14 protein-coding genes are annotated in these 15942 nt (G+C 69.5%); 1 reads left to right on the top strand and 13 read right to left on the bottom strand.

All coding sequences use genetic code 11. The features are described 5' to 3' along the window. Positions 1 to 22: 22 nt before the first annotated feature. The 4 genes from AMA02S_RS43030 to AMA02S_RS28165 are packed head-to-tail and all read right to left on the bottom strand — an operon-like array spanning position 23 to position 2621. A complete protein-coding gene (locus AMA02S_RS43030) occupies positions 23 to 166 on the bottom strand; it encodes a DUF6760 family protein (protein WP_169806906.1) in 144 nt (47 codons plus the stop codon). Further along, entirely contained in the window at positions 163 to 567 is a 405-nt protein-coding gene (locus tag AMA02S_RS28175) for a hypothetical protein (protein ID WP_067463749.1), read from the bottom strand. The genes AMA02S_RS43030 and AMA02S_RS28175 overlap by 4 nt, the downstream gene beginning before the upstream one ends. After that, positions 567 to 1019, bottom strand: a complete 453-nt coding sequence (locus AMA02S_RS28170) for a phage tail protein (RefSeq protein WP_067463746.1) — start codon at positions 1017 to 1019, stop codon at positions 567 to 569. Before AMA02S_RS28170 ends, AMA02S_RS28175 begins: the two co-directional genes overlap by 1 nt. Positions 1020 to 1061: 42 nt before the next feature. Further along, positions 1062 to 2621 carry a phage tail sheath family protein gene (locus AMA02S_RS28165; RefSeq protein WP_067463743.1) on the bottom strand — a complete coding sequence of 520 codons (1560 nt, stop codon included), beginning with the start codon at positions 2619 to 2621 and terminating at the stop codon, positions 1062 to 1064. Positions 2622 to 2918: 297 nt separating this feature from the next. Between AMA02S_RS28165 and AMA02S_RS28160 the strand changes: the two genes are divergently transcribed. Then, a complete protein-coding gene (locus AMA02S_RS28160; RefSeq protein ID WP_157430869.1) occupies positions 2919 to 4397 on the top strand; it encodes a COG1470 family protein in 1479 nt (492 codons plus the stop codon). A gap of 25 nt (positions 4398 to 4422) precedes the next feature. On the opposite strand, the gene AMA02S_RS28155 is transcribed toward AMA02S_RS28160, so the two are convergent. The 9 genes from AMA02S_RS28155 to AMA02S_RS28115 form a co-directional block, all read right to left on the bottom strand. Continuing rightward, entirely contained in the window at positions 4423 to 6411 is a 1989-nt protein-coding gene (locus AMA02S_RS28155) for an ATP-binding protein (protein ID WP_067463737.1), read from the bottom strand. Beyond that, positions 6408 to 7022: a Pvc16 family protein gene (locus AMA02S_RS28150; RefSeq protein ID WP_067463721.1), complete on the bottom strand. Its 615-nt coding sequence runs from the start codon at positions 7020 to 7022 to the stop codon at positions 6408 to 6410. Before AMA02S_RS28150 ends, AMA02S_RS28155 begins: the two co-directional genes overlap by 4 nt. Next, on the bottom strand, positions 7022 to 7633 hold the full coding sequence (locus tag AMA02S_RS28145; protein WP_067463719.1) for a helix-turn-helix transcriptional regulator: 612 nt from the start codon (positions 7631 to 7633) through the stop codon (positions 7022 to 7024). Before AMA02S_RS28145 ends, AMA02S_RS28150 begins: the two co-directional genes overlap by 1 nt. Then, the gene (locus AMA02S_RS28140) at positions 7633 to 9084 is read right to left on the bottom strand and encodes a peptidase inhibitor family I36 protein (RefSeq protein WP_067463715.1); all 1452 of its coding nucleotides are present in this window, start codon (positions 9082 to 9084) and stop codon (positions 7633 to 7635) included. Before AMA02S_RS28140 ends, AMA02S_RS28145 begins: the two co-directional genes overlap by 1 nt. Positions 9085 to 9540: 456 nt before the next feature. After that, positions 9541 to 10776 (bottom strand): copper amine oxidase, encoded by a 1236-nt coding sequence (locus AMA02S_RS28135; protein WP_067463712.1) that lies wholly within the window; start codon positions 10774 to 10776, stop codon positions 9541 to 9543. Positions 10777 to 10792: 16 nt separating this feature from the next. Then, positions 10793 to 11533, bottom strand: coding sequence for a hypothetical protein (locus tag AMA02S_RS28130; protein WP_157430868.1), 741 nt, complete (start codon positions 11531 to 11533; stop codon positions 10793 to 10795). 281 nt (positions 11534 to 11814) lie between these two features. Next, a complete protein-coding gene (locus AMA02S_RS28125) occupies positions 11815 to 13005 on the bottom strand; it encodes a hypothetical protein (RefSeq protein WP_067463706.1) in 1191 nt (396 codons plus the stop codon). A gap of 64 nt (positions 13006 to 13069) precedes the next feature. Further along, complete coding sequence (locus tag AMA02S_RS28120) at positions 13070 to 14104, bottom strand: Gfo/Idh/MocA family oxidoreductase (RefSeq protein WP_067463703.1); 1035 nt, start codon at positions 14102 to 14104, stop codon at positions 13070 to 13072. 112 nt (positions 14105 to 14216) lie between these two features. Continuing rightward, positions 14217 to 15500, bottom strand: a complete 1284-nt coding sequence (locus AMA02S_RS28115) for an FAD-binding protein (RefSeq protein WP_369688412.1) — start codon at positions 15498 to 15500, stop codon at positions 14217 to 14219. Positions 15501 to 15942 lie beyond the last annotated feature (442 nt).

Raw genomic sequence — 15942 nt, 5'->3', positions numbered from 1 at the left:
ACAAGTCGCGGATGCCCAAGGGTCAGCCGCTCACAAAGGAGGCGATCTGGGTGACGTACCGGCGCCGGTCCGGGTGCTCCAAGTCCATGATCTCCTCGCGCGACCAGTGGAAGTGGTAGGCGAGGTAGGCGATCTCGTGATGCAGGCGTTCCGGCGGGTACGTCACGATTCCCCCAGGCGGCTCCCGGCGAAGTCCACCTCGAAGGACTCCGCGCAGGACGGGCAGGCCACGGTGGCCAGGGTGTGCCCCTCGGCGTTGATCTGACGGTAGAAGTCCTGAAGGAACGCCAGGTCGGAGGCGAACATGCCCTCCACGATGCCGTCATGGACCTGCGGGAGAGTGCCCAGCCGGGTGATCACCCGGCCGAGCAGCACCACCGAGAGGTAGGGCGGGTTCTCCCGCACGCGCACGTCCTGGAGGGGGACCAGTTCGTCCTTGGCCGTGGCGAGGCGCATCGCGCCGTCACGATGGAGCGTCCCGGTCTCGTCCATGTACCCGCGCGGGAGCTCGAAGGCGAACTCCGTCCGCATCGGGGCCGAGCCAGTGGTGGCAGAAGAGCGACGCATCAGCTTTCTTCGATCGTCATCTCTTCATAGGTGATGGTCACCGTCTCGGTGACCGGGGTGGTGCTGCCCGCTTCCAGGTCGTCGAACTGCTGGTCGCAGCACCAGGCATTGCGCAGGTTGAAGCGCCTGACGGGGTTGCTCTCGTAGTCCATCTGGATGATGGTGGCGTTCTTGCGGGCCTGGGCCATGTTGCCCTTGAAGGACTGCTTGATCCAGTCCGAGAACACCTTGCTGCCCGTCGTGGCGCGGACGACCTGGCACTCGCCCGCCTGGGAGACGCCGGGGAGTTTCCCGGTGGTCGGGTGCCCCTGCGCCGAGTTCTGCTTGAACTCGATCACGTCCTGCTTCTGGCCGAGCCCGGACACCTTGTGCAGATACTCGACCATCACGCCGTCAATCTGCAGTCCGAAGTTGTGCGCCGCCGCGGAGTCGGCCTTGTCGAACCGTGCCATGGTCTCTCCTTGTGACTAAGGGTGGCTGATGGGGAAGGTGCTCTACTCTTCGAGCTCGCCGCCGCCGGAGATCTGCGCCAGCCGGAACACGACGAACTCGGCGGGCTTGACCGGCGCGACGCCGATCTCGCAGACCACCCGGCCCAGATCGACCGATTCGGGCGGGTTGGTCTCCTCGTCGCACTTGACGTAGAAGGCGTCCTCCGCGCTGGCGCCGAACAGCGCGCCGTCCCGCCACTCGGTGACCAGGAAGGCGGAGATGTTGCGGCGGATCCGGGCCCACAGCGCGTGGTCGTTCGGCTCGAACACCACCCACTGGGTGCCGATCAGGATCGACTCCTCCAGGTAGTTGAAGTAGCGGCGGACGTTCAGGTAGCGCCAGGCCGGGTCGGAGGACAGCGTGCGCGCGCCCCACACCCGCACGCCGCGGCCGGGGAACGAGCGGATGCAGTTCACCCCGATCGGGTTGAGCAGGTCCTGCTCTCCCTTGGTGACCTGGAGGTGCAGGTCCACGGCGCCGCGGACGACCTCGTTGGCGGGGGCCTTGTGCACGCCGCGCTCGGCGTCGCTGCGGGCCCAGATGCCGGCGAGGTGGCCGCTCGGGGGGATCATCCCGGTCTGCCCGGAGGACGGGTCGAAGACCTTGATCCACGGGTAGTAGAGGGCGGCGTAGCGCGAGTCGTACCCGGCGGTCTCCTGCCGCCACTCGTAGACCTGGCGGGCGTTCAGGCCGGGCGGCGGGTCGATGATGGCCACCCGGTCGCCCATCAGCTCGCAGTGCGCGATCATGCCGAGCTGGACGGCCTTGACGCCCTCCAGGTCGATGGCACCGCGCTGGTAGGCGCTCATCAGGTCCGGCGCCGCGACCATGGTGATCGCGTCGAGGGCCTCCAGGCCGCCGAAGCCGGTGCGGTCGGCGGGGTCGCCGAGGTAGTGCTCGGGGCCGATCGCCTGGCCGTCGGCGGTGGGCGCGGCGGGTGCCGCGGGGGCGGCCAGGGTCACGCTCTGGTTGTCCGGCCGGACCAGTTGCCCGGCCGGCGCGGCCTCGGTCACGGTGATGAGCTTCGAGCGCTCCTTCACCTGGGTGACGATGTAGGTGCGGGTGTTCTTCCTGATCGACACGTTGAAGCTCTCGACCACGCTGTCGTCGATCTTGACCACGAGCTTGAAGCGGTCATCGGCCTTCTCCGCGGTCTTGTCGCCGCCCTCGATGTCGGCGACCTCCACCGAGATGGTCCCGGTGGCCGCGGAGGGGACGGCCGCGACGTGGAACCCGCCGAGCCGGGTGGGCGCGGGGGCGGTCAGCTGCTTGGACGCGTCGCTCTCGCCGTTCTCCGCCGCCCCGCCGACGCGGACCACGTAGCAGGTCGTGCCGCCGTTGTTGAAGAACCCGTACACGGCCTGGGCCAGGTAGTAGCCGTCGGTGAAGTCCCCGAACGAGGCGATGTACTGCGACCAGTTGGTGATCAGCACGGGGTCGTTCAGGGGGCCGGTCGGCGCGAAGCCGACGAAGGCCGCCACGGACGTCCCCACCCCTTCGATCGGGCGGGATCCGCTGGCCACCTCCTCGACGTAGACGCCGGGCGACAGATACGTAGGCATGGGCAGCTACTCCCCCGTTGAGTGGTCTGAGTTCTCCGAAAACCATGCCGCTCCGCCGTGCCGCTCCGAAACGTCCGTTCGTCCCATTCGAAGGGCACCGTGCGGTGCCCGTGCGGCCACGACCGGGTGGCGGGGCACTGACCGGTCCGGCGCCCGCGAGCGGTGTCATCGCAGGAACCGGTCGTGCGGACGGGCCGGGAGCGCTCCGGGCAGGCGAGGCGAGGGCAGGCGAGCGTGCACCCGAGGGTGCACGAGCGGTCATTCCAGCGGTTTCCGCGCCTGCCTAGAGTCCGATCGGTGAGTATTTGGAGTTCGCTCGATCCGGCGTCGGCCACCGTGGATCCCGGCGGCGCCGTGACGGTCACCCTGCGGCTGCGCAACACGACCGACCTGGTGGAGGAGTACCGGATCGCGGTCGCCGGCGAGCCCGCGGTGTGGGCGGAGGTGGAGCCGCGGACGCTGCGGCTCTACCCGGGGACGACCGGCTCGACCGAGATCACCTTTCGGCCGCCGCGCACTCCGGACGCGACGGCCGGCGGGCATCCGTTCGCGGTGGACGTGATCCCGACCGAGCAGCCGGGGGACAAGACCGTCGTGGAGGGGCACCTGACGGTGACGCCGTTCACCGAGGTGCGGGCGGAGTTGCTGCCGCACACCGTGCGGGGCCGGTTCCGCGGCAAGCCCAGGTTCGCCGTCGACAATCTCGGCAACACCCGGCTGACCGCGTCGCTGACCGGCAAGGACAACGGCGGGCAGCTCGGTTTCGAGCTGTCCCCGGCCAACGTGCAGGTCGAGCCCGGCCGGGCGGCGTGGGTCCGGGGACGGATCAAACCGGGCGCCATCACCTGGTTCGGCAGCCGCGAGTCGCATCCCTACAAGGTGAACGTCCTGCGCTCCGGCGTGGAACCGGTCGAGGTCGAGGGGGTCTTCCTCCAGCAGGCGATCATGCCGCGCTGGCTGCTGGGCCTGATGGGGCTGCTGCTGACGTCCGCGCTGGCGTTCACCATCGCGTGGTTCACCTTCGATCCCAAGTTCGGCTCGAAGGCACGCGAGGGCGGGATGGTCCCGGTGGGGAACCCGCTCAGCCTCCCGGACAACCAGCCGTCCGCCAAGGCTCCGGCGCCGGACCAGGAGCCGAAGCAGGCCCCCGCCGCCCCGCCTGCCGGTGACGGCGGGGAGAACGAGGGCGGGGGCGAGGGCGAGGGGCAGGGCGACGGCCAAGGACGTCCGCTCGGTGGCCCCGGGCACCACCTCCTCTACCTGAACAAGGCGGGGCCGTGGCCCGAGCCCGCCCCGGCGGAGGAACAGGCCACCAGCCGGACGATTCCCGTCGAGAGCCCCGGCTTCGCGCAGACGGGCCACGAATGGAAGTGCACCTACAGCCCCGTGAGGTTCACCATCTGCGGCCTGCACGACATCTACCAGGCGGGAACCGAGCCGACCTTCGACTTCTGGGTCCGCTCCAACGGCGATCCCGAAGCGAGCATCTCCGTGATCTTCGACTGGAACTTCGACGGGGACAAAGAGGTGCTCCAGCGCCGCGAGGTCTTCAAGACGTTCCGCCTCGAACCGAACCAGGAATGGCAGCGCTACACCGAGCTGGTCGGTTCGGATTTCGTCGAGGGCGACGACTATCGCGACCTCACGGGCGGCAAGCTGAGCATCGGGTTCTGGATCCGGTCGGGCAATTCCCCGATCGAGGTGCGGGCCAACGTGCCACGCGAGCAGGAGAACATCTCCGCCCTGCGCATCCCCTACGAACCGACCCCGGAGTAGAGCCCGGGTCCGCCGCGAATCGGACTCAACCGCCGGCCGAAGGGATGTCGCCCGGGAGCAGGCGGCCCAGCTTGCGGTACTCGCGGCGGGCACCGGCCAGCAGGTCGTCCATGGTGACCGGGTTCCCGGCCGCGGCCGCCAGGTAGCCGGCCGTGACGACCGCGCTCCGGATCGCGCCGCCCGCCAGTTCGTACTCCCGCGCGCACCGGTCGAGGTCGACGTCCCCGCCGACCGGGACCGGCGGGGCCAGGCAGTGCTCCCACAGGGCCCGGCGCTGCGCCTGGTCGGGGAAGGGGAAGTCGATGACCAGATCCAGGCGCCGGGTGAAGGCGTCGTCGATGTTGGCGCGCAGGTTGGTGGTGAGCACCGCGATCCCGCCGAACGATTCCAGCCGCTGGAGCAGGTAGGCGCTCTCCAGGTTGGCGTACCGGTCGTGGGCGTCCTTGACGTCCGAGCGTTTGCCGAACACCGCGTCGGCCTCGTCGAAGAGCAGCACCGCGTCCATCCGGTCCGCCTCGGTGAAGATCCGTTCGAGGTTCTTCTCGGTCTCGCCGACGTACTTGTCGACCACGGCCGACAGCTCGACGATGTACAGATCCAGGCCGAGTTCGGCGGCGAGCACCTCGGCGGACATGGTCTTGCCGGTGCCGGACTCCCCGGCGAACAGCGCCACGACGCCCCGGCCCCGGCCGCCGCCGCTGCGCAGCCGCCACTCGCCGAGCACCCGGTCGCGGTGGCGGGCCCGCTGGACGAGCTCGCGCAGCCGCCCGGCCGGCTCATCGGGCAGGACCAGGTCGCCCCACCCCACCGCGGGCACGATCCGTCTGGCGTGCTTGTGCAGTCCACCGGCGTTCTGTAGCCGCGCACCGCGATGCAGGTGCGCGGCGGTCAGGGGCACGCCGTCGAGAGCCGCGTGGTCGCGTGCGGCCCGTACCGCACGGCGGATCTGGCCGGGCGTGAACCGGTAGGTGGCGGTGGCCTCCGCCAGGTCGAAGCCGAGTTCGCCCGGCAGCTCCGTATGCCAGGCTCCGGCGGCGGGCGCCTGTGCCGGGGCGTCCAGGACCAGCGGTTGCTCCTCGCTCCAGACCGGGTCGAACGGCAGCGTCCCGGTCAGGAGTACCGGAACCTTGACGGCCGCCGCCGCGAACGCCCGCACCAGAGCGCCGTCCGGTAGCGGGCCGACCAGCACGGCCGCGCCGCGCAGCCTCGCCTCACGCAGAAGGGACGGAACCAGCGTCGGCTCCAGCCGGGCCGGATCGGCCACCAGCATGGGCAGACCCGCGGACATCGCGGCGGTGCGGGCCGCCGCGGCGCCCGCGCCGGGACGGTCCTCGTGCAGGTAGACCAATGGCGGATCGTCCGCCCGCAGCCGACCCGCCAGGCCGCCCGCGTCCGAAGGCGCGCCGCCGTCCTCCAGCCGCACCACGCCGGCCAGTTCGTCGTCCAGCGTGTCGTCACCGAGCAGGAACGCGGCGACCCGGTCAGGGACCCGCAGCACGCGGCTCAGGAACGGACGGTCCGCGTCCTCCATCACGAGGAGCCTTCCGGCGATCAGTGGGGCTCCCGCCGCGAACCGCGCGCGCGCCTGCGCCGAGGTCACGGGGGTGCCGCACAAGTCCAGGGCAAGGCCGGACGTAGCGCGGCGGCGGCTCACGTCGTCGTTGAGGTAGCCGTACAGCGCCTCGAACGAGCGGTCCAGGTCGGGCGCGAGCGCGACGAGCAGGATCTCCAGGTCGAAGTCGGTGAGACCGAACGCCTCCGCGAACCGATGCACGCGGGTCGCGGTGCCCACGGTCTCCGCCAACTCCTCGACGGCACGCTCGTACCCGAGATCGCGGGCGGGGCCGGGACCCGGCCCGTCCGCCAGCCGCTGCGCTGCCACGGGCGGGATGTACAGTCCGCGGAACTGGTCGCCGGCAGACGGGTCGGCCCCCGACCGTTCCCCGACCAGCAGCGCCACCCGGGCGCGCAGCAGTTCGATCCTGGCCAGCAGGTAGCCGGTCGAGTCGGTCATGCCAGCGGCTTCCTGCGGACCTCCGTGACCGCGTACACGTTGTCGCGCACCCGCACCTCCAGCTCGGTGACCTGCGGGCCTGCCGGGAACTCCGGCGACACCGGCAACGGAGCGACGACCACGACGTCCAGCGACGGCTTGAGCTCGCCGCCGAGCGCCGACCAGATGTCGGCGATCGACCGCGGCTCCGGTGGCGGGACGGCCACGGTGATCGGGATCGTGATCCCCGCCGCGGCCAGCATGCCCCCGGCGGGCAGCGTCTCCTCGGGCAGCGTCTCGTACCGCACGAGGCTTCCCAGCACCGCCGACAGCAGCCGATGCTCGTCCTCGGGCTGCTTGGTCCAGGCGGTGACCAGGTAGGAGAGGCGGTAGAAGCGGGGCGGCTGCCGGTAGGCGGTGACCTGGCCGTCCTTTCCGTGCATGCGGGTCGGCCCGCGTTCCCTCCGCGCCATGTCCTCGCGGACGTCGTACAGGTAGGCGTTGACGGTGGGGGTGTTGCGTTGTGCCGCCCACTCGCGGGTGGGCGCGTCGAAGACCAGGCGCACGTCACCGCCGGCCAGCGCGTGGGTGCTCACCAGCGCACGCAACGCGTCGTCGACTTCATGGAGCATCAGATGTAGCCCTCTCGGATGGCGTAGGCGACCGCGTGGGCCCGGTTGCGCAGTTGCAGGCGGGTCATCAGGCCGTGCAGGACGTTCTTGACGGTCCGCTCCGAGTAGGCGAGCTTCCTGGCGATCTCGGAGGTGTCCAGTCCGTCCGAGATGAGACGGAGCACCTCGCGTTCCCGTTCGGCCAGCCCAGCGGCGGAGAGGCCCTGGGGACCCGCGCCGCGCTGGATGCGGCCGATGTGTTTCAGCAAGCGCCCCTGCAAATCCGGAGGCAGGCTGCCGTTGCCTCCGGCAGCGGCGACGATGGCGCGGGTGATGCCGTCGGGCCCGGCCTCGCGCCGCCAGAGCATCGCCACCACGCCGCACTCCACGGCCTCCAGCAGGTGCGCCTCCTTCAGGTCGCTGACGATCAGGACCGAGCGGGCGCCGATCGACCGCGAGAACCGCCGCAGCACCCCTTTGACCTGCTCGTCCACGACCTCGGCGACGACCACGGTGACCACGGCGTCGGCCTCGTCCACCAGGTTCAGCTCGGGACGGTGCCGCAGCCCGCCGACCACCCCCTCGTAGGAGATGGGGTCCGACGCGTGCACCGCCACGGCGATCGTCTCCATCACGTCGTCTCAGCCGCTGCGGGATCGGTGGAGGCCGGGGCGGCGTCCTTCACCAGCAGATCGAACGGCGGCACGATCGATCCGTCGGACCGCACCCGCCATGTCGTCCCAACGCGGTCCGGCCGCCCGACCGCGACGACCGCCGATCCGGGCGGTGTCTTGGCGGGCACCTCCATGCCGTCGTTGATGAACACGACTCGCCCCCGTTCGGTCCCCTCGTCCGGCTCGATCGATGCTTCGGGTGGGAAGCCCACCATCCGGACCCGGACGCCCTCGCGCCACGGGTTCTCCCGCAGCCCCCGCGCCAGCTCGACCGCGGCTCTGCGCGCGGCCTTCCGGCTGCCCGCCAGCGCGATCGGCCCCGGCAGCGCCGCCAGGTTCGCCCACATGCCCGGGCGCACCATGGCGAGCAGCGGGTAGGGCGCGGCCGGATCGGCATCGTCGGTGAGCTCGTCGATGTCGGTGACGAGCAGGCGCCAGCTCCTTCCCCCGGGAGCGACCCGCCAGGGCTGCGGAGCCCGCTGGTCCGCGGCGGACAGGTGCAGGGTCACCTCGGTGGCGTCGATCGTCACCGCGCGGACCTTCGGCACCTCCCGCTTCTCCTGCTCGCAGTCGACCGCCAGGAGCAGCAGCGCACGATGGACCCGCGGGGCCGCCCCAGGGTCGGTAGCGGTACGAGGCACCGATACCGGGCGGCGCCTGCGGACGAACACCCCGCCGACGACCCCCAGGCCGACGAGCAGCAGGAGCACCGTCACGGCCCCCGCCACGGCCGCCACGAGCCCCCAGGGCGGGCCGTCCCCCTTCGCGGCGGCCCTGGGCGCGGCGATCCTGACGGGTGGCGCGCTGGGCAGCCGCGGCGCCTTGTCGTCCAGCGACGGCAGGGCGTCCTCGGGCGAGGGATCGGGGGTAGCGCGGGGGGACTCCTGTGGCTTGGGCTTCTGCACCGGGCTCGCCGGCTTCGCCGTCCCGGGCCGCTTTCTCGGTGCGGTCGGCCCGGGTCCGGTGTCGATCAGCTCCGGCTCCACGGCGCCGCCCGACCCGAGGCACGCCGCACCGCGGCTGGGATGGATGCGCAGGGAGCTGACACCATCGTCGATCCGCCTCAGCCGCGTGTTGGGCGGCAGGCACGAGATCAATCCCTTGAAGTCGATGTCGTTGTACAGGCCCACGAAGCTGTCGCTCCGGTTGGTCGCCGACCGTGTCCCGTCGTTGAAGAACGACCAGTCCCCGTCCATCTTGAGGTCGGTGTCGCCGTTGTTGGTGCCGATGAGCCCGCCGCCGTCCTGAAGGTCGGGCTTCCCGTACAGGCACCACCAGCCCTTGTTGTCGCGGCACGCCACGTCGGCCCGCACACCGGCCGGCGCGCTCACGAGCGCGGCGGCCACGAGCAGCGCACCGGACGCCGCACCGACCCTCAGCAGCCAGACCGGCGGGGAGTAGTACGTCATGCGCCGCCCCGTCCCGTGCAGCCGCTGGGCTGAGCCGAGGCGCCCACCCGGACGTCATGGTGGCGGAGAGTCAGGGTGACAAGCGCGCAGGCCACCGAGATCACACGTCTCGTCATACCGTCCAGCTTGTCGGAAATTGCCGGCGGTGGCAGTGCCGCACGCTATCCGTTTGTCGGTACAGCCTGCTATACCTTTGAGTATCGTGCCTGCTCAGCGCCATATTTGATCGATCTTCGGCCGCATGTCCCACCGCGGCGATCGCTTCTGGACCGCTCCCCCAATCGCTTTCAGAAAGACGACGCAGCCGGCTTGACCATTCGTTCCGAGATTCATCACCCTACGTAGTGACGCGATGTTCAGTTCGGGAGCCGTCCTGAGGTGGTCGGGCGTTCAAAGACGGCCCGGCCGGGCGATGCGTCGGCATCGCCCGGCCGGGCGGTGTGGGGAGTGGACGGCTCAGTAGGGGTTCTTGGCGGTCACGTCGCGCGGGCTGATCGTGAAGCCCTGCCAGTGCGCGGGAAGCGGATCGTGATCCTCATCGCGCGGGATGTGGTGGAAGTCGACGCTCACCCAGACGATCGGGTCGGTCAGCGTCTGCCCGTTGACGAACTTGTCCACCTGCTTGGCGCAGCGCGGCTCCTCGTTCTGAGCGGCCAGTTTCTCGCAGGCTTTGCGTTGGGTGACGTAGAGGTCGGACAGGGTGAACTGCTCGCCGGCCGCCGCGGGGCCGCGGAACTGGCTGCTGGTGATGTCGCTGATCTGCCATGAGATGGGATGGCCGTCGGCGTTCTTGACGGTGGGGTCCACCACGCGCCAGAAGCGGTCGGGGGCGAGTTTGACCGCCGCCTCCCGGGTGAGCGTCTTTCGCACGATCGTGCGCTTGAGAGCGCCCTGGCCGGTGAAGTCGAACTGCTCGACCTTGTCGCCGGCCGGCCCCCGCAGATCGAAGTCGGCGCGCCAGAACGCGTTGTGGAAGTGGTTCGGGGAGTAGTGGGTGTTCCCGCGTCCGATCGGCCAGCCGTGCTTGGCGGAGGTCCGGTCGGAGGCCAGCGAGCCGGTCGCGCCCAGCCGCGGGGTGATCTGCCCGTCGTCGGTGAACCGGTATTCGAGGACGTAGTCGTACCAGCCGACCTCGAAGACGCTGAACAGGACCAGCTCGCTGGACTGCCGCTGCTTCTCCTTCTCGGCGTCGATGTCGGTCTTCTTGTACCCGTAGCCGCGTCCGTTGGTGTTGACGCAGACGAGAGGACGACGGTTGTGCTTGCGGATCTCGCCTCCCGGACAGTCCCGCGGCAGGAGAGCGGCCGCGTAGTTCAGGTCGAGCGGCATGTCCAGGTGGCGCTGGGAGTCGTCGTCGTACGGCACGTGGACCTGCGTCAACGCCAGGTCGCGCAGCACCTTGACCTCACCGCTCCCCTTGGGGGTGTAGCGCACGTTGAGCATGCGCAGGCCCTCGCCGTCGCGGGCCTCCCAGCAGATCTGCCATCGGGCCCCGTTCGGGAACCTCTTGTCGATCTTGTATTGGCCGCTGCAGTCGGCGGGCGCGGCTGCCGGCGCGCTGGCGGATGTCCGGGCGGCCGCGGACGCACCCGGTGCCAGTGCGGCCGCGGACAGCACGGCGGCGCATGACACCGCCGCGCCGACGGCGATCCCGGCCCGGAGGCGGCCCTGTACACGTTCAAAGGTGTTCATGGCTTGCACTCCCGCCCTACCGGTCCAGAATGACGACGCGCTGGATGGACATGTTGATGACGGTGCGGCCGGTGTCCATCCAGGTCCCGTCCGGGAGCTTGAGGTTCACCGTGAAGCAGCGCTGGGCACCGCACTTGGCGACCGCGGTGGCGTTGCTCGCGCCGGCCGCCTGCGGGCCCCGGAAGATGTGCCCCCGGGTGTGGATGTCGGCGGCCGAGGCCGGTTCGCGGCCGGCGGCGTTCTTGTACGAGGCGCGCAGCGCCGGGCCGAGACGGCGGTCGGCCAGGATCAGCTCGACCGCGCGCCGCAGTTCGTCGACGGTCGCGATCGGCTGGGTACCGGCGGCACGTTGCGTCAGGATCACCCGGCCGGAGGCCAGGTCGACGTGCCGGACGACCATCTCATCGGTGCGGTAGTCGTAGAGCCGTACGTCCGCGACCCGCGGGGCGCCGTCCGGCCCGTCCAGCCGGTTGGCGCTCACGAACGCGACCTGTGGACGTCCGGTGACGGCCTTGTCCCGCGGCTGGTCGGGCAGCGCCGCGCTCCGCGACCTCTGGATCTCCTGGTCTGAGAGCGGATCGAGCCCGGTGCCCCGCGCGGCTCGGATGTGCGTCTCACGATCGGCCTTCACCGGTGTGGACGGATCGGACAACTGGTAGAACACGAGCGCCGCCATCCCGGCGCCGGCCAGCCCCGCCGCGATTCGCGCGCCGGGGCGGCGCCACGCGCGTGCCCCCGAAGACAGTCTCCTACTCATGATCGTCTCGGCCCCCCTGGACGTGGTGATCATCTACTTCTGACCGCTTAGATCACTAATGCCGGTCCAGAGTTGTCAGAAAGGCTCATGAAAAGTGGCATACTCCGGCCACCGAGTTGGTCCTTTGGGGGTTGTCCTGGCGGGCGATGAAGATGACGAGGCCCCGCCGCCGACACGACCACTCACCGCACGCCCTGACGGACGTCAAAGCGGGCACGGCCAGGGGCAAGGGCCCTGGCCGTGCCCGCGAGAAGCCGACCTAGTCGTTGATCGGGACCGACCTAGTCATGGATCGGAATGGCCCTGATTCCCTGGTAGGGGGTGTCCTTCTCCAGGTAGTCCACCGTTTCGAAAAGGCCGATCGCGTCCATCGGGAACCGGGCGCCGGCCTCGGCGGCGAAGATGCAGGGGAGGATCCGCTTGCGCTCCGACGCCCCGGCCTCGCCGCTCTTGCGCAGGTGCTTGTGCGTATGGATGAGGATGGGCATGAACCCGCCGCCGAGGAACGACCCGCTCTGCAGGATCGCGCCGCCGACGCAGTCGATCACCAGCCCCTTGCCGAGGATGGCGTCGCGTCCCTGGTAGTAGTAGGACGGCGTGGTGAGGGTGCCGTGCTCCACATGGAACACACCGGCGGACAGGCCGATGATCGAGCGTCCGCCGGTCCGCAGGACCGACCGGTAGAAGTCCACGAGGATCGGCCGCACCTTCGCGTCCGGCAGCTTGAACTCCGGGCACAGCAGCACGATGCGCATCAACTCCGCGAGGGTGAGCGCGACGCCGTTCTCACCGGGAAACTCCTGGTCCCAGGGGACCAGATAGTCCGAAGGCGAGATCATCTTGGTCCCGACGTCCTCGCTGATCAGGCGTTCCGCGTCCGAGGTGGGCACCTCGGCCCGAGGTGCCCGCCCGAGCACGCGCCGCGCGAGCAGGTACCGGCTCTCCAGCGTCTTCGCCCTGCTCGCGGCTGTCAGGACGTCGATTCTGCCCGCCACACTGTCCGGAATATCGAACAGATGGTCGATTCCGTCGGTGGGAACGCCGACCTTCGTCTCCAGCGTGCGGTACCCCAGCGGTTTGAAGGAGTCCACCGCCTCCTCAAGCGAGCCGGTGAACTCGCCGGGACCGACAAGGAGGAGTTCCTCCGCGGCCAGGGCGCGGTAGTCGTAGGGGATGGCCGTCGACGTGGACAGCAGGATGTCGGCCAGCGTGGCACGGTAACGCTCTTCGTCCAGCGCCGCCGCGGCCAGTTCCAGCGACAGGTACGGACTCTTGTCTCCGGGCCCGTGAATCCAGCTCGCGGCGAAGGGGGCCTCGAACCGGCACGCCTGACCGAACACCTCGTAAGCGTTCTCGTCGGAACCGATCTGGCCGGCGATCTGGGTCCGGGCCGACTCCTCGTCCGTGATCTCGGTCAGCATGCCGGGGGCGAGCCGCAGCAGTGTTGACCAGTTCTGCGTGTCCTGTGTCATTCCGTGCTCCTTATCGGGTGGGTAGCTTGCTGTCTGCTCATGGGCGTCGACCTACCGCCCGGCCTCAGATGGCGTGGCAGAGAACGGTGGAGGTGGCCCAGCTGAGACCGGCCAGGAACCGGTGCTCGGGCAGCCGCAGCACGCTCGCGCCCTCCGCCGCTTTCCGAAGCTGCTCCAGTTGCAGCAAGAGTGCTTCGTTGAAATGGTTCCCCGAGACCATGACGTGCTGCGATGAACCGGCTTCCCGAATATGTACGGTGTGCTTGTTCTTGTAGTCGGGATCCGCACCGTACTGGCTCTCGAAGACGAGCGTCACATGCCTTCCAGAGTCGAATTCCACATCCGCGAACCGGTATCTCAGATCCATCCCGTAGGGGATCGACGAACACGCGATATGCTGCTTTGCCGCACTCGCGGGGAAGGCGAAACCGGCCAGGTCGGCATGGCCGATGACGCCGGCCGAGGATGCGTACAGTTCAATGTCGGGCAGGTTTTCCGCGGCCGTCCGGACCCGCATCTCCGGAGTGACCACGTCCGGCAGTGTTCGCAGGTACCTCTGGTAGACCTCGGTGGGCAGAACCGCCCGGAGAATGCTCAACATGTGGAAGTATTCGTACCCGGCCTCGCCGTACTGCGTGTCGACGAACCTGCCGTTGGCGACGTCGAACTCCCGGTTCTTGGTGAACTCTATGGTCACCTTTTTCATCTGGTCGGTACCGTTGAGCCGGCGCACGGAATCGGCGAACAGCCGCACGACCTCGCTGCGGCCATAGACGTCGTTGACCACGATCCGGGATCGCGGGTACCGCCGGACCATTCGCTGGAGATCGGCGATCTCCAGCGGGTAGCAGGCCGGTTTCTCAAGCAGCACGCGGGCATCCGGACAACGCCGCAGGATCTCGCCGAGGACGCGAAGATGGGCGGCCGTCGGCGTGGCGATGACCCAGGCGTCGACGCTCCAGGAGGCCGGCACCCGCGCCACGTCGCCGAAGTCCGCACCACCCCGGGGGTCGACCGTGACGACCTCGTGGCACGCTTCCCGGAAGCAGACCGCGTGGCGTGATCCGATCCTCCCGGTCCCGACGATCACGATCTTCATGTCGGCTCACCGGTCGCCTCGGCATGCCGGCACCGGTATCCGGTGCCCCGAGTCTCAGCGGGGTCTCCCCCGAAGGCGGCGACCAGGCCGCCTGACGCGACGGTCGGCACGCTCAGTTCCCTCCGGTTCGGGCCGCGTGACCGGCCGCCGCCGTTCCTGCCGCCCGTCCAAGGACGGCGCCCGCCATCAGGCCCGTGCCCGCCGGGTATCCCTCGTCGTACAGCCCTCCGACGATCACGCCGGCCGCGTAGAGGCCCTCGATCGGCTTTCCACCACCGCGCACCTGGGCGTCCGTGGTCACCGACAGCCCTCCGTAGGTGAACGTCAGGCCGCTGACCACGGGGACGAACAGGAACGGGGGCGACTCCAGCCGTTTGGGCGTTCGCACGGAAACGTCAGCGACGGGGCTCACCGGATCGCCGCCGGCCTTGTTCAGCCGATCGACCTCATCGCGCAGCCGCACCGCGTCGATGCCGAGCCGTTCGGCGCCCTCTTCGAGCGACCGTACGGTCAGCGCAGCCGGGTCACCGAGATAGCCGAGCGGCAACGCACCGGCTTCGAGCACCTTCCCGTCGAAGATCTGAAAGGCGATCCTGCCCGGCTGTTCCATGATCTTCTGGCCCAGCGAGACGTAGGTGAGGTTGCTGTAGCCGGCCGACTCGTCGAAGAACCGGCGCCCCTCCCGATTGACGACGATGCCGAGGGGAAAGGCGTAGCGCGTCAGCAAGTGCGATTCGTGCATCTGTCTGGGAAGCACGTAGTCGGGCAGTCCGATCCCCTGCGGAGTGGCGTGGCACTTTCTCCAGTTGCCCGCGGTGTCGGCGCCGAGCGCGACCGCGGCCTCCAGCGGCGCCCCGTTGTTGAACGGCACCCCCCGCAGTTTCACGTCGCGCCACTGGCCGCCCAGATGGCGTTCGCGCGCCCGTGGATCTCCCTCGAAACCACCGGAGGCCAGCACCAGCGCGTCACAGACGACGGGAAACGTTCCGCCCGTACCTCGAACGAGGAATCGGTCACCGGAAAGCCGCTCGATATCGGTGACGGTGCTGTCGTAGTGGACGGTCCCGCCGAGCCGCTCGAACTCGGCGAAGTTCCGGGCTTGCAGGCCCTGCCCGCCGCCCTCGAAGACCACGGGCACGTCACCGGGCAGCGGGTCCGGCCTCGGCACCCAGCGCTGGCCGAACGCCCGCATCCAGGCGGTCGTGCCATGGGAGCGGCGCGTGATCGACTTGATGAGCGCGGTGTCCACCTGATCGCCGGAGACTCCCAGCCAATCGTCGAAATACTGCGCGTCGGTGTACACCGGCCGTCCGGCCAGAATCGTGTCCAGTCCGTACTGGCCCGGATCTCGGAGCAACGTGGCGATGAAGGCTCTGTCGTCCCAGGAAAAGCGCATGCTCTTCGTCAGCGCGCTGTTTCCGCCACGAAGGTCCCGCGGAGCGGAGTCGAGGATCGCAACGGAGATCGCCCCCGCCTGCAATGCCGCTATGCCGGCACAAAGACCTGCATTACCCGCACCGATGATAAGAACCTGCTGCTTGTTCAGGCCATCGTCCTGTTCTGGCAAGACAGCCCCCTCCCGTCTGCGTGCCCGAAACCACCGACCGGTGCCGGGGCATGTTTCAGCGATGTATGCCGGAATGTCATTTGGACAGCGTCCAGGCTGCGGTCCTGGTCCGGTCCTTGTTCGGTCCTCGACGGATCCTGAGCAGCAGAGGACGGCAGCAGGACGATCCGATGGCCGCCCTCCGCACCCACATGACTACTCGGAGTGCTGTGTGGTCGCCGGACGGGCACCCTTCATCTGTATTCGCCGGCCAGACGTCGCTGGATCACTG

Origin of the sequence: Actinomadura macra NBRC 14102 (assembly GCF_001552215.1) — a bacterium.
GTDB lineage: Bacteria > Actinomycetota > Actinomycetes > Streptosporangiales > Streptosporangiaceae > Spirillospora > Spirillospora macra.
Note: the sequence above shows the minus strand (reverse complement) of the source record. Positions and strands in the feature narration are given on the sequence as shown.

Bases quoted from the DNA above. Each gene is read 5' to 3' on its own strand.
- AMA02S_RS28140 (WP_067463715.1), bottom strand. From the start codon at position 9,084: ATGACGTACTACTCCCCGCCGGTCTGGCTGCTGAGGGTCGGTGCGGCG.
- AMA02S_RS28145 (WP_067463719.1), bottom strand. From the start codon at position 7,633: ATGGAGACGATCGCCGTGGCGGTGCACGCGTCGGACCCCATCTCCTAC.
- AMA02S_RS28165 (WP_067463743.1), bottom strand. From the start codon at position 2,621: ATGCCTACGTATCTGTCGCCCGGCGTCTACGTCGAGGAGGTGGCCAGC.
- AMA02S_RS28170 (WP_067463746.1), bottom strand. From the start codon at position 1,019: ATGGCACGGTTCGACAAGGCCGACTCCGCGGCGGCGCACAACTTCGGA.
- AMA02S_RS28125 (WP_067463706.1), bottom strand. From the start codon at position 13,005: ATGACACAGGACACGCAGAACTGGTCAACACTGCTGCGGCTCGCCCCC.
- AMA02S_RS28120 (WP_067463703.1), bottom strand. From the start codon at position 14,104: ATGAAGATCGTGATCGTCGGGACCGGGAGGATCGGATCACGCCACGCG.
- AMA02S_RS28135 (WP_067463712.1), bottom strand. From the start codon at position 10,776: ATGAACACCTTTGAACGTGTACAGGGCCGCCTCCGGGCCGGGATCGCC.
- AMA02S_RS28155 (WP_067463737.1), bottom strand. From the start codon at position 6,411: ATGACCGACTCGACCGGCTACCTGCTGGCCAGGATCGAACTGCTGCGC.
- AMA02S_RS28175 (WP_067463749.1), bottom strand. From the start codon at position 567: ATGCGTCGCTCTTCTGCCACCACTGGCTCGGCCCCGATGCGGACGGAG.
- AMA02S_RS28130 (WP_157430868.1), bottom strand. From the start codon at position 11,533: ATGAGTAGGAGACTGTCTTCGGGGGCACGCGCGTGGCGCCGCCCCGGC.
- AMA02S_RS28150 (WP_067463721.1), bottom strand. From the start codon at position 7,022: ATGCTCCATGAAGTCGACGACGCGTTGCGTGCGCTGGTGAGCACCCAC.
- AMA02S_RS28115 (WP_369688412.1), bottom strand. From the start codon at position 15,500: ATGCGCTTTTCCTGGGACGACAGAGCCTTCATCGCCACGTTGCTCCGA.